At 49.2% G+C, this 12,535-nt stretch carries 9 protein-coding genes; all 9 read right to left on the reverse strand.

Translation table 11 applies throughout. The annotated features are described in order from the left end of the window. Nucleotides 1-82: 82 nt before the first annotated feature. The gene (gene rpoC / locus JK154_RS16900; protein ID WP_211993882.1) at nucleotides 83-4,303 is read right to left on the reverse strand and encodes a DNA-directed RNA polymerase subunit beta'; all 4,221 of its coding nucleotides are present in this window, start codon (nucleotides 4,301-4,303) and stop codon (nucleotides 83-85) included. A 75-nt stretch (nucleotides 4,304-4,378) separates the two neighbouring features. Beyond that, nucleotides 4,379-8,407: a DNA-directed RNA polymerase subunit beta gene (gene rpoB, locus JK154_RS16905; RefSeq protein ID WP_211993883.1), complete on the reverse strand. Its 4,029-nt coding sequence runs from the start codon at nucleotides 8,405-8,407 to the stop codon at nucleotides 4,379-4,381. 325 nt (nucleotides 8,408-8,732) lie between these two features. Then, a complete protein-coding gene (gene rplL, locus JK154_RS16910; protein ID WP_211993884.1) occupies nucleotides 8,733-9,098 on the reverse strand; it encodes a 50S ribosomal protein L7/L12 in 366 nt (121 codons plus the stop codon). A 66-nt stretch (nucleotides 9,099-9,164) separates the two neighbouring features. After that, on the reverse strand, nucleotides 9,165-9,668 hold the full coding sequence (rplJ, locus tag JK154_RS16915; RefSeq protein ID WP_211993886.1) for a 50S ribosomal protein L10: 504 nt from the start codon (nucleotides 9,666-9,668) through the stop codon (nucleotides 9,165-9,167). Nucleotides 9,669-9,995: 327 nt separating this feature from the next. Continuing rightward, on the reverse strand, nucleotides 9,996-10,700 hold the full coding sequence (gene rplA / locus JK154_RS16920; protein ID WP_211993888.1) for a 50S ribosomal protein L1: 705 nt from the start codon (nucleotides 10,698-10,700) through the stop codon (nucleotides 9,996-9,998). A gap of 3 nt (nucleotides 10,701-10,703) precedes the next feature. Then, nucleotides 10,704-11,132 (reverse strand): 50S ribosomal protein L11, encoded by a 429-nt coding sequence (gene rplK / locus JK154_RS16925; protein ID WP_211993889.1) that lies wholly within the window; start codon nucleotides 11,130-11,132, stop codon nucleotides 10,704-10,706. A 162-nt stretch (nucleotides 11,133-11,294) separates the two neighbouring features. Further along, nucleotides 11,295-11,840 (reverse strand): transcription termination/antitermination protein NusG, encoded by a 546-nt coding sequence (gene nusG / locus JK154_RS16930; protein WP_211993890.1) that lies wholly within the window; start codon nucleotides 11,838-11,840, stop codon nucleotides 11,295-11,297. A gap of 1 nt (nucleotide 11,841) precedes the next feature. Next, a complete protein-coding gene (gene secE, locus JK154_RS16935) occupies nucleotides 11,842-12,225 on the reverse strand; it encodes a preprotein translocase subunit SecE (protein ID WP_211993892.1) in 384 nt (127 codons plus the stop codon). 229 nt (nucleotides 12,226-12,454) lie between these two features. After that, nucleotides 12,455-12,535 (reverse strand): hypothetical protein (locus JK154_RS16940; protein WP_211993893.1); only part of this gene is annotated, 81 nt, incomplete at its 5' end.

The following is a 12,535-nucleotide window of genomic DNA, read 5'->3' on the forward strand; positions in this document are numbered from 1 at the left end:
AAAAAAGCCCCGGTAAGTGTTTACTTACCGGGGCTTAAACAGGCGGTTATTTACCCACTAGAGAGGGATAAATAACGGGGTATTAATCGTCACTACCGCCCAGACCTGCGTTCAGCAGCTCTGCCAGGCTAGCGCTTGCTTCTTCTGCACTGACCTGTGGAGCAACTGGCGTTTCGCCAGCAGCACGACGACGGACACGATCCTGATGGTAGGCATAACCGGTACCAGCCGGGATCAAACGACCCACAATAACGTTCTCTTTCAGGCCACGCAGCTCATCACGTTTACCTGCTACCGCGGCTTCAGTCAGAACGCGAGTAGTTTCCTGGAACGATGCCGCTGAGATAAAGGACTCAGTCGCCAGAGATGCTTTGGTAATACCCAACAGGTCACGTGCATAAGTCACGTTGATCTTGCCGTTCGCATCCAGTTCGCGGTTAGCGATCTTAATGCGAGAGTATTCCGCTTGTTCCCCTTCCAGGAAGTCCGAACTGCCGGCATTGACGATGGTTGCTTTACGCAGCATCTGACGAACGATAACTTCGATGTGTTTATCGTTAATCTTAACGCCTTGCAGACGGTAAACGTCCTGTACTTCGTTCACGATATAACGCGTGACCGCATGAACACCACGCAGACGCAGGATATCATGTGGAGACTCAGGACCGTCGGATACCACGTCGCCACGTTCAACACGTTCACCTTCGAACACGTTCAGCTGACGCCATTTCGGAATCATCTCTTCGTACGGATCACTGCCATCAATCGGGGTGATAACCAGGCGACGTTTCCCTTTGGTTTCTTTACCGAAGGAAATGATACCGCTGATTTCAGCCAGAATTGCTGGCTCTTTCGGACGACGAGCTTCAAACAGATCCGCTACGCGTGGCAGACCACCGGTAATATCCTTAGTACCACTGGATTCCTGTGGCAGACGTGCAAGCGTATCACCCGCGCTGATTTGAATGCCATCTTCCAGCTGAACAATAGTCTTACCTGGCAGGAAGTACTGCGCTGGCATATCAGTACCAGGGATCAGGACATCACCACCTTTAGCATCAACAATTTTCAATGCTGGACGCAGGTCTTTACCACCGGCGGTACGTTCTGCAGAATCCAGAACAACCAGTGAAGACAGGCCTGTTAATTCGTCGGTCTGACGAGTAATGGTCTGTCCATCAAGCATATCAGTGAAGCGGATGAAACCACTCACTTCAGTGACAACTGGCATGGTATGTGGATCCCAGTTCGCTACGGTTTCCCCGGCGCTCACTTGTTCCCCATCACCTTTGCCCATCACCGCACCGTAAGGCACTTTGTAGCTTTCTTTGGTACGACCAAATTCGTCGATCAGTTTCAGCTCAGTGTTACGAGAGGTGATAACCAGCTTACCGCTGGAGTTAACAACAGACTTCGCGTTGTTAAGCTTGATGCTACCCTTGTTTTTCACCTGAATACTGGATTCAGCCGCCGCACGAGATGCCGCACCACCGATGTGGAAGGTACGCATCGTCAGCTGTGTACCTGGTTCACCGATGGACTGTGCCGCGATAACCCCGATAGCTTCACCTTTGTTGATGATATGACCACGAGCCAAGTCACGACCATAACAATGCGCGCACACGCCGAAATCGGTTTCACAACCAACCACGGAACGTACCTTCACGCTGTCAACAGAGTTCGCTTCCAGCAGGTCACACCAATGCTCATGCAGCAAGGTGTTACGTGGGACCAGAATATCCGCAGTACCCGGCTTCAGAATATCTTCCGCCGTTACACGACCCAGAACGCGATCACGCAGTGGTTCTTTAACATCGCCACCCTCGATAACCGGGGTCATGGTGATGCCTTCCAGGGTGCCACAGTCATCTTCAGTAACGACCAAGTCCTGAGCAACGTCAACCAAACGACGAGTCAGATAACCGGAGTTAGCTGTTTTCAGTGCGGTATCCGCAAGACCTTTACGTGCACCGTGGGTTGAGATGAAGTACTGGAGTACGTTCAGACCTTCACGGAAGTTCGCAGTAATTGGGGTCTCGATGATTGAACCATCTGGTTTAGCCATCAGACCACGCATCCCTGCCAGCTGACGAATCTGTGCTGCAGAACCACGCGCACCGGAGTCGGCCATCATGTAGATGCTGTTAAAGGAAACCTGCTGTTCTTCTTCACCATGACGGTTGATCACGGTTTCAGTCTGCAGGTTATCCATCATCGCTTTAGAGACACGGTCATTCGCCGCAGCCCAGATATCGATAACCTTGTTGTAACGCTCACCTGCCGTTACCAGACCAGATTGGAACTGTTCCTGAATTTCAGCCACTTCGGCTTCAGCTTCAGAAATGATTTCCGTTTTCTTGGCCGGGATAACCATGTCATCAATACCAACAGAAGCACCTGAACGCGCTGCGTAAGCAAAGCCGGTATACATCGTCTGGTCAGCAAAAATGACCGTTGGTTTCAGACCCAAAATACGGTAACAAGTATTCAGCATTTTGGAGATGGCTTTTTTACCCAACGCCTGGTTCACGATAGAGAATGGCAGGCCTTTAGGTACGATCATCCACAGAATGGCACGGCCCACAGTGGTATCAACCAGATGGGTATTAGGGACGAATTCGCCCTGCTCATTCTTTTCATACTCGGTGATGCGGACTTTTACACGAGCGTGAAGTTCAGCCAGACCCGCACGGTAAATGCGTTCTGCTTCCTTCGGCCCGGTCAGTACCATGCCTTCGCCTTTGGCATTGATTTTGTCACGAGTCATGTAGTACAGACCCAAGACCACGTCCTGAGATGGAACGATGATTGGTTCACCATTCGCAGGAGACAGGATGTTGTTGGTCGACATCATCAGAGCACGCGCTTCCAACTGGGCTTCAAGCGTCAGTGGAACGTGGACTGCCATCTGGTCACCATCGAAGTCGGCGTTATACGCAGCACACACCAGTGGGTGCAGCTGAATAGCTTTACCTTCGATCAGAACAGGTTCAAACGCCTGGATACCCAAACGGTGCAGGGTTGGTGCACGGTTCAGCAGTACTGGGTGTTCACGAATAACTTCGTCCAGGATATCCCAAACAACCGCTTCTTCGCGCTCAACCATCTTCTTAGCAGCTTTGATGGTGGTAGCAAGACCACGCAGTTCCAGCTTGCCATAGATGAATGGTTTAAACAGCTCCAGTGCCATTTTTTTAGGCAGACCGCACTGATGCAGACGCAGGTATGGACCTACGGTGATAACAGAACGACCGGAGTAGTCAACACGTTTACCCAACAGGTTCTGACGGAAACGACCCTGTTTACCTTTGATCATATCAGCCAAAGATTTCAGAGGACGTTTGTTTGAACCCGTGATGGCACGACCGCGACGACCGTTATCTAACAGTGCATCGACCGCTTCCTGTAACATACGTTTTTCGTTACGCACGATGATATCTGGCGCAGCCAGATCCAGCAGGCGTTTCAAACGGTTGTTACGGTTAATCACACGACGATACAAATCGTTGAGGTCAGAAGTCGCAAAACGACCACCATCCAGCGGTACCAGCGGACGCAGATCTGGCGGCAGAACCGGCAGAACGGTCAGGATCATCCACTCTGGCTTGTTACCAGACTGAACAAACGCTTCCAGCAGCTTGATACGCTTGGTCAGCTTTTTACGTTTTGTTTCTGAGTTGGTTTCATTCAGCTCTTCGCGCAGAGTTTCACACTCTTGCTCAAGATCCATGCTTTTCAGCAGGGCCTGAATAGCTTCCGCACCCATTTTCGCGTCAAATTCGTCACCGAACTCTTCCAGCGCATCCAGATACTGCTCTTCAGTCAGGATCTGACGGCGCTCGAGGTTAGTCATACCGCCTTCGATAACCACATAGGATTCAAAGTACAGTACACGTTCGATATCACGCAGTGGCATATCCAGAAGTAAGCCGATACGGGATGGCAGAGACTTCAGGAACCAGATGTGCGCAGTAGGAGAAGCCAGCTCAATGTGCCCCATACGCTCACGGCGTACTTTAGTTTGGGTAACTTCAACGCCACACTTCTCGCAGATAACACCACGGTGTTTTAAGCGCTTGTACTTACCGCACAGGCACTCATAGTCTTTTACTGGCCCAAAAATACGAGCACAAAAAAGGCCGTCACGCTCAGGTTTGAACGTACGGTAGTTAATGGTTTCCGGCTTTTTAACTTCACCGAAAGACCATGAACGGATCATGTCTGGGGATGCCAGAGCAATTTTGATCGCATCAAACTCTTCAGTTTTAGTTTGCGCTTTCAGAAACTTTAATAAGTCTTTCACGGATTTGCTCCCGTCGGAGTTAGCACTCTGTGATGCCCGACATCAGTCGGGCACCCTGGACCTTTTGAGCAACGATTACTCGTCTTCCAGCTCGATGTTGATACCTAGCGAGCGGATCTCTTTCAACAGTACGTTGAAGGATTCCGGCATGCCCGGTTCCATCTGATGGTTACCATCCACGATGTTTTTATACATCTTGGTACGGCCATTTACGTCATCAGACTTAACGGTCAACATTTCCTGCAAGGTATACGCGGCACCATAAGCTTCCAGTGCCCACACTTCCATCTCACCGAAGCGCTGACCACCGAACTGAGCCTTACCACCCAGCGGTTGCTGAGTAACCAGGCTATAAGAACCGGTAGAACGCGCATGCATTTTGTCGTCGACCAAGTGGTTCAGTTTCAGCATATACATGTAACCTACAGTTACAGAACGCTCGAACTGCTCACCTGTACGGCCGTCGAACAGCGTAATCTGGCCAGAAGTCGGCAGATCACCCAGTTTCAGCAACTCTTTAATTTCAGCTTCTTTCGCACCGTCGAAGACTGGGGTTGCGATAGGCATCCCTTTCTTCAGGTTTTCAGCAAGACGCAGAACTTCTTCATCAGTGAAGGTGTTCAAATCGACTTTCTGACGCACATCAGAACCCAGATCGTAAGCTTTCTGGATAAATTCGCGCAGCTTAGCCACTTCTTGTTGCTGCTTCAGCATCGCGTTGATTTTCTCACCGATACCTTTAGCTGCCATTCCGAGGTGGGTTTCAAGAATCTGACCGATGTTCATACGCGATGGTACGCCCAGCGGGTTCAATACGATGTCTACCGGTGTTCCGTTTTCATCGTAAGGCATATCTTCGATTGGGTTGATCTTCGAGATAACACCTTTGTTTCCGTGACGACCAGCCATTTTGTCACCAGGCTGAATCTGACGTTTCACAGCCAGATACACTTTAACGATTTTCAGCACACCAGGTGCCAGGTCATCGCCCTGAGTGATTTTACGGCGCTTGGCTTCGAGTTTTTTCTCAAACTCATGCTTCAGTTCGTCGTACTGCTCAGCCAGCTGTTCCAGCTGGTTTTGCTTCTCTTCGTCCGCCAGGCCCAGTTCAAGCCAGCGATCACGAGGCAGTTTGTCCAGTTTGTCAGCTTCAACACCGCCAGCAACCAGCACCGCATAAATACGGCTAAACAGACCCGCTTCAAAAATTTGCAGTTCTTCAGACAAATCTTTCTTCGCCTGTTTCAACTGCATCTCTTCAATTTCTAACGCACGCTTGTCTTTTTCTACGCCATCGCGAGTAAAGACCTGCACGTCAATAATAGTACCGGAAACACCATTAGGTACACGCAGAGAAGAGTCTTTCACATCAGAGGCTTTTTCACCGAAGATAGCACGCAAAAGTTTCTCTTCTGGTGTCAGCTGGGTTTCACCCTTAGGTGTGACTTTACCCACCAGAATGTCACCGCCAGTGACTTCTGCACCAATGTAAACAATACCGGACTCATCCACTTTAGACAGCGCCGCTTCACCCACGTTAGGGATGTCTGCAGTGATCTCTTCTGGCCCCAGTTTGGTGTCACGAGACACACAAGCCAGTTCCTGGATGTGAATAGTGGTGAAACGGTCTTCCTGAACAACACGCTCTGAGACGAGAATGGAGTCTTCGAAGTTGTAACCGTTCCATGGCATAAATGCCACGCGCATATTTTGGCCAAGCGCCAGTTCACCAAGGTCAGTAGATGGACCATCAGCCAGAACATCACCGCGTTCAACTGGTTCACCCAGAGACACACAAGGCATCTGGTTGATACAGGTATTCTGGTTAGAACGGGTGTACTTGGTCAGGTTGTAGATATCAATGCCCGCTTCACCAGGATACATCTCGTCTTCGTTTACTTTGATAACGATACGGGAAGCATCAACGTACTGGACAGTACCACCACGTTTAGCTACGGCAGTAACACCGGAGTCAACGGCAACAGCACGTTCCATACCAGTACCTACCAGCGGCTTATCAGCTCGCAGGGTTGGTACTGCCTGACGTTGCATGTTTGCACCCATCAATGCACGGTTGGCGTCATCGTGTTCCAGGAACGGGATCAGGGATGCACCGACGGAAACGACCTGTTGGGTCGATACGTCCATATAGTCAACCTGGTCATTACTGAACAAGCTTGACTCACCCTTGCTACGGCAGGTAACCAAGTCATCAACGAAACGACCGGCTTCGTCGAGGTTGGTGTTTGCCTGAGCGATAACGTAGTTACCTTCTTCAATAGCAGACAGGTAATGAATTTCGTCAGTGACTACACCATCAACAACACGACGATATGGCGTTTCGAGGAAACCATATTCGTTAGTCTGTGCATAAACAGACAGGGAGTTGATAAGACCGATGTTTGGACCTTCAGGCGTTTCGATTGGACATACACGACCGTAGTGGGTTGGGTGTACGTCACGCACTTCAAAGCCTGCACGCTCACGAGTCAGACCGCCCGGACCCAACGCAGAAATACGACGTTTATGGGTGATCTCGGACAGTGGGTTGTTCTGGTCCATAAACTGAGACAGCTGGCTGGAACCAAAGAACTCTTTCACTGCTGCTGAGATAGGCTTGGCGTTGATCATATCCTGAGGCATCAGGGTATCAAGATCGCCTAAAGACAGACGCTCTTTAACTGCACGCTCAACACGCACCAGGCCAACACGGAATTGGTTTTCCGCCATTTCGCCAACAGAACGGATACGACGGTTACCGAGGTGGTCAATATCATCCACTTCGCCACGACCATTACGGATATCAATGAGCTTTTTCATCACCTGAATGATGTCATCGTTGCTCAGGATACCGGAACCTTCAATCTCGTCACGTAAAAGAGAACGGTTGAACTTCATACGACCAACAGCAGACAGGTCGTAGCGGTCTTCAGAGAAGAACAAGTTAGCAAACAGTGTTTCTGCTGCTTCACGTGTTGGCGGCTCACCAGGACGCATCATGCGGTAGATCTCAACCAGAGCGCTCAGACGATCGCTGGTTGGGTCGACACGGACGGTCTCAGAAATATAAGGACCATGATCCAGGTCATTGGTGAACAGTGTTTCAATACGTTTGTGGCCGGACTGACTCAGACGGGCCAGCAGATCCAAAGAGAGTTCCATGTTTGCCGGGCAGATTAGCTCGCCGGTAGACTCATCAATGTAATCTTTTGCAGACACTTTACCCGCAATATATTCAACCGGAACTTCGATATGTTTGATATCGTCTTTTTCCAGTTGGCGGATATGACGCGCTGTAATACGGCGTGCTTTTTCAACATAAACTTTGCCGTTGGCTTCAATGTCGAAAGAGGCCGTTTCACCGCGCAGGCGTTCAGGAATAAGCTCCATTTGCAGCTTATTATCGCGAATCTCAAACGTGACTTTATCAAAGAACAGGTCGAGGATCTGCTCTGTGGTGTAGTTCAGTGCACGCAGAATAATAGTCGCAGGTAATTTACGGCGACGGTCGATACGCACGAAAAGGTTATCTTTCGGGTCGAATTCGAAGTCCAGCCATGAACCACGGTAAGGAATGATACGTGCGTTATACAGTACCTTCCCTGAAGAGTGGGTCTTACCTTTGTCACTGTCAAAGAACACGCCCGGGCTACGGTGTAACTGAGAAACGATAACACGCTCAGTTCCGTTAATAACGAAGGTCCCGTTGTCAGTCATGAGTGGAATTTCACCCATGTAGACTTCTTGTTCTTTAATGTCTTTAACGGTTCCTTCCGGCGCTTCGCGCTCGTAGATAACCAGACGCAGTTTTACGCGCAGTGGAGCAGAATAAGTCACACCACGGATTTGACATTCTTTAACATCAAAAACGGGTTCGCCAAGACGATAGCTGACGTACTGCAGTTCTGAGTTACCACTGTAGCTCTGGATTGGGAAGACGGAACGGAAGGCTGCTTCCAGACCATACTGTCCTTCAGGATCTTGCTCGATAAACTTCTGAAACGAATCAAGCTGGATAGAAAGGAGATAAGGAATGTCCAGTACTTGTGGACGTTTTCCAAAATCCTTACGAATACGTTTTTTCTCGGTATAGGAGTAAACCATAGGGTTCCTCAGCTCGCTGACAAGTCGACCCATCTGCCCACAGAAAGGGACAGTTTATGCAACACTATTTTGTGGATCGGAAAGTGGAACACTTTCCGCAATGTCTGTTTCTATCACTCTTAAACCATTTCATTGTGCTTTACCCCGGAACTCCCGGCGTAGAAAGTCACAGTATATTAAGGCGTCGATAGAGACATACATTGTGAGGTTTTCAATAGTCAAACAGCGTGAAACCCTATTGAAACCCTACAGCGCAAAAAGGCTGGTGACTAAAAAGTCACCAGCCATCAGCCTAATTTCTCAGGCTGCTACCAGAATGGCAGGCTTATTTAACTTCAACTTCTGCGCCAGCTTCTTCCAGAGATTTTTTCAGAGCTTCTGCGTCATCTTTGCTGATGCCTTCTTTCAGGGCAGCAGGTGCAGATTCAACCAGATCTTTAGCTTCTTTCAGGCCCAGACCAGTTGCGCCACGAACGGCTTTGATTACAGCAACTTTGTTTGCGCCAGCAGCTTTCAGAATTACGTCGAATTCAGTTTTTTCTTCAGCAGCTTCAGCAGGACCGGCAGCTACAGCTACAGCAGCAGCAGCAGAAACACCGAATTTTTCTTCCATAGCAGAAACCAGTTCAACAACGTCCATTACAGACATAGCGGCAACTGCTTCTAAGATTTGATCTTTAGTGATAGACATAACAATTGTTCCTGAAAATCAGAATAAGTTTATACGTAAGCAAATGCAATAGAAAGGGAAGCGCTATTAAGCAGCTTCTGACTCTTTCTGATCGCGAACGGCAGCCAGAGTACGGACCAATTTGCCTGCAGCGGCTTCTTTCATGGTCGACATCAGACGTGCCAGTGCTTCTTCGTAAGTCGGCAGAGTTGCCAGGCGATCGATTTGGGATGCCGGGATCAGCTCACCTTCAAAGGCAGCGGCTTTGACCTCAAATTTTGCATTCGCTTTCGCGAAATCTTTGAACAGACGAGCAGCAGCGCCCGGGTGTTCCATAGAATATGCAATCAGGGTCGGACCAACAAACGCGTCTTTCAGGCAATCAAATTGAGTGCCTTCAACAACACGGCGCAGCAGGGTGTTACGAACAACACGCATGTAAACGCCGGCTTCGCGACCTGCTTTACGCAGTTCGGTCATTTTGTCTACTGTTACGCCACGGGAATCCGCAACAACAGCAGACAGCGCGCCTTTGGCTACTTCGCTGACTTCAGCAACAATCGCTTGTTTGTCTTGAAGATTTAAAGCCATTAGCTTTTGCTCCTGGGTTTTAGCCGGGAAAAATTCCCGGAACTCACTTCACGTTTAACCAAAATGGGAAAACGCATCTACATACGGTGAGCAGAAACAAGCTAAAGACTATCTAAAATATTCTTCAGGTTCTGTCACCGTCTACGCAGGAAATTAAGCTTCTTTCAAAGCACCTGCGGTCTTGGACGGAGGCCTGGATAAGGCCAGGCTCCAACCGAAAATTCTTTCTATTCTGTTCAGCATACGTCGAACTGAATAGATGCTCTGCTTAGCAGAACAATGGGCGTAAGATAATAGACTACTCTTACGCCCACGTAAAGGCGATTATTAGTTCGCTACTGCGGTCAGACCAGACTGGTCAATCGCAACACCTGCACCCATAGTGGTAGACAGGCTAATTTTCTTGATGTACACGCCTTTAGCCTGTGATGGTTTGCCTTTTTTCAGGGCAACCAGCAGCGCTTCCAGGTTTTCTTTCAATTGAACGGAATCGAAATCCACTTTACCGATGGTAGTGTGGATGATGCCGTTTTTGTCGTTACGGTAACGAACCTGGCCTGCTTTAGCATTTTTAACTGCTTCAGCAACGTTAGGCGTTACAGTACCTACTTTTGGGTTTGGCATCAGGCCACGTGGACCCAGAACCTGGCCAAGCTGGCCAACAACGCGCATTGCATCTGGTGATGCGATAACAACGTCAAAGTTCATTTCACCTTTTTTGATCTGATCAGCCAGATCTTCCATGCCTACCAGCTCTGCACCTGCAGCTTTAGCCGCTTCAGCATTTGGGCCTTGGGCAAATACAGCAACGCGTACTGAACGGCCAGTACCGTGTGGCAGAACAGTTGCACCACGGACGTTTTGATCAGATTTACGAGCGTCGATGCCGAGGTTAACAGCAACGTCAACGCTTTCTACGAATTTAGCAGTAGCCAGTTCTTTCAGCAGGGCAACAGCTTCGGTGATGTCGTATTGCTTAGTTGCATCAACTTTGTCACGGATCACACGCATGCGCTTGGTCAGTTTAGCCATTTCTTAGTCCTCCACTACCAGGCCCATGGAACGAGCAGTACCTTCGATTGAGCGAATCATCGCTTCAATGTCAGCACCAGTCATGTCCGCAGCTTTAGTTTCTGCGATTTCGCGAACCTGTGCACTGGTCACTTTGCCCACTTTGTCTTTGTTCGGTTTGCCAGAACCAGACTTGATGCCCGCTGCTTTTTTCAGCAGTACGGCAGCAGGAGGGGTTTTAGTAACAAAAGTGAAAGAACGGTCAGCATAAACGGTAATAACAACCGGAATTGGCAGACCTTTCTCAATAGATTCTGTTTTGGCGTTAAACGCTTTACAGAATTCCATGATGTTAACACCTTGCTGACCCAGTGCTGGACCAACTGGTGGACTTGGATTCGCCATACCAGCTGCAACTTGCAGCTTGACGTAGGCTTGGACTTTCTTAGCCATGGAAAATTTCCTCTATTGGGTTATAGCGCCTTAATCAATAAGGCTCCCCGTGGATAAAACGTTTTATGCGTACAGTCCGCATAAAAACAAAAGGCGCGAAATTGTATGCCAATCTCACGCCCTGCGCAACAAATAATCGCTGCCTACTGCACGAACAAATTATTATGCTTTCTCGACCTGAGCAAAATCCAGCTCAACCGGTGTCGCACGACCGAAGATAGATACGGAAACCTTCAGGCGGCTCTTCTCATAGTCGACTTCTTCAACAACACCGTTAAAGTCTGCGAACGGGCCATCATTGACACGCACCATTTCACCTGGTTCAAACAACGTTTTAGGACGTGGTTTGTCCCCGACTTGTTGCAGACGGTTCATGATAGCATCAACTTCTTTATCGCTGATTGGCGCTGGACGGTCAGATGTACCGCCAATAAAACCCATCACACGTGGCACACTGCGTACTAAGTGCCAGCTTGCATCATTCATGACCATCTGAACCAGGACATAGCCCGGGAAAAACTTACGTTCGCTTTTGCGACGCTGTCCACCACGGATTTCTACCACTTCCTCGGTAGGTACCATCACCTCACCGAAAAGCTCTTCCATGTTATTCAATTTGATATGCTCGCGCAGCGATGTTGCTACACGGCCTTCAAAACCGGAAAACGCCTGAACGACGTACCAGCGTTGTTTAGGAGCCTCAGACATTTCAGAACCTCAAGCCAGTAATAAAGGAGACCAAACGGACCAGAATACCATCCAGCCCCCACAGAATCAGTGACATCACAGCGGTAACCGCTGCCACGATCAGGGTGGTATGTAATGTTTCCTGGCGAGTTGGCCAAACAACTTTACGCATTTCGGTTCTTGCTTCGCGGGCAAAAGTTACCGTTGCTTTGCCTTTCGCAGTCATCAGAGCGATGCCGCCGGCAATGGCAATCACAACAACGACGCACAATGCCCGCAGAGGCAGGTTCACATCGCGATAAATATTGTTACCCACGATCGCGACAATAAGCAGAAAGACGACAATCAGCCACTTCATGACTTCAAGGCCGCGTCCGCTCCCTTGCGCTTCAGTATTCGCACTCATAAATCAACCTGTCACAGTAAACCAGACAAATAATTTTGCCCCGCGCGAGCGAGGCAAACCAGACCGAACGGCTCACGGTGCTATCCGGTATATAACACCTCTTCAGAGCCTGTCCCAGCAATGATTATAAATAAAAATCACTGATGAGTCAGGTTCTGCTTCAAGAGTGTACAAAAAGGGCATCAAATGATGCCCTTTTCTTGCACGGTGCGTCAAATGTTATAAGCGATTAGCCGATAACTTTAGCAACAACACCCGCGCCTACAGTACGGCCGCCTTCACGGATTGCGAAACGCAGACCGTCGTCCAT

It is taken from the genome of Citrobacter sp. JGM124 (assembly GCF_018257795.1).
GTDB lineage: Bacteria > Pseudomonadota > Gammaproteobacteria > Enterobacterales > Enterobacteriaceae > JGM124.

What these genes read in the sequence shown, in the direction of transcription:
- rplK (WP_211993889.1), bottom strand. Translation starts at nt 11,132, where the DNA reads ATGGCTAAGAAAGTCCAAGCCTACGTCAAGCTGCAAGTTGCAGCTGGT.
- rplA (WP_211993888.1), bottom strand. Translation starts at nt 10,700, where the DNA reads ATGGCTAAACTGACCAAGCGCATGCGTGTGATCCGTGACAAAGTTGAT.
- secE (WP_211993892.1), bottom strand. Translation starts at nt 12,225, where the DNA reads ATGAGTGCGAATACTGAAGCGCAAGGGAGCGGACGCGGCCTTGAAGTC.
- rpoB (WP_211993883.1), bottom strand. Translation starts at nt 8,407, where the DNA reads ATGGTTTACTCCTATACCGAGAAAAAACGTATTCGTAAGGATTTTGGA.
- nusG (WP_211993890.1), bottom strand. Translation starts at nt 11,840, where the DNA reads ATGTCTGAGGCTCCTAAACAACGCTGGTACGTCGTTCAGGCGTTTTCC.
- rplL (WP_211993884.1), bottom strand. Translation starts at nt 9,098, where the DNA reads ATGTCTATCACTAAAGATCAAATCTTAGAAGCAGTTGCCGCTATGTCT.
- rplJ (WP_211993886.1), bottom strand. Translation starts at nt 9,668, where the DNA reads ATGGCTTTAAATCTTCAAGACAAACAAGCGATTGTTGCTGAAGTCAGC.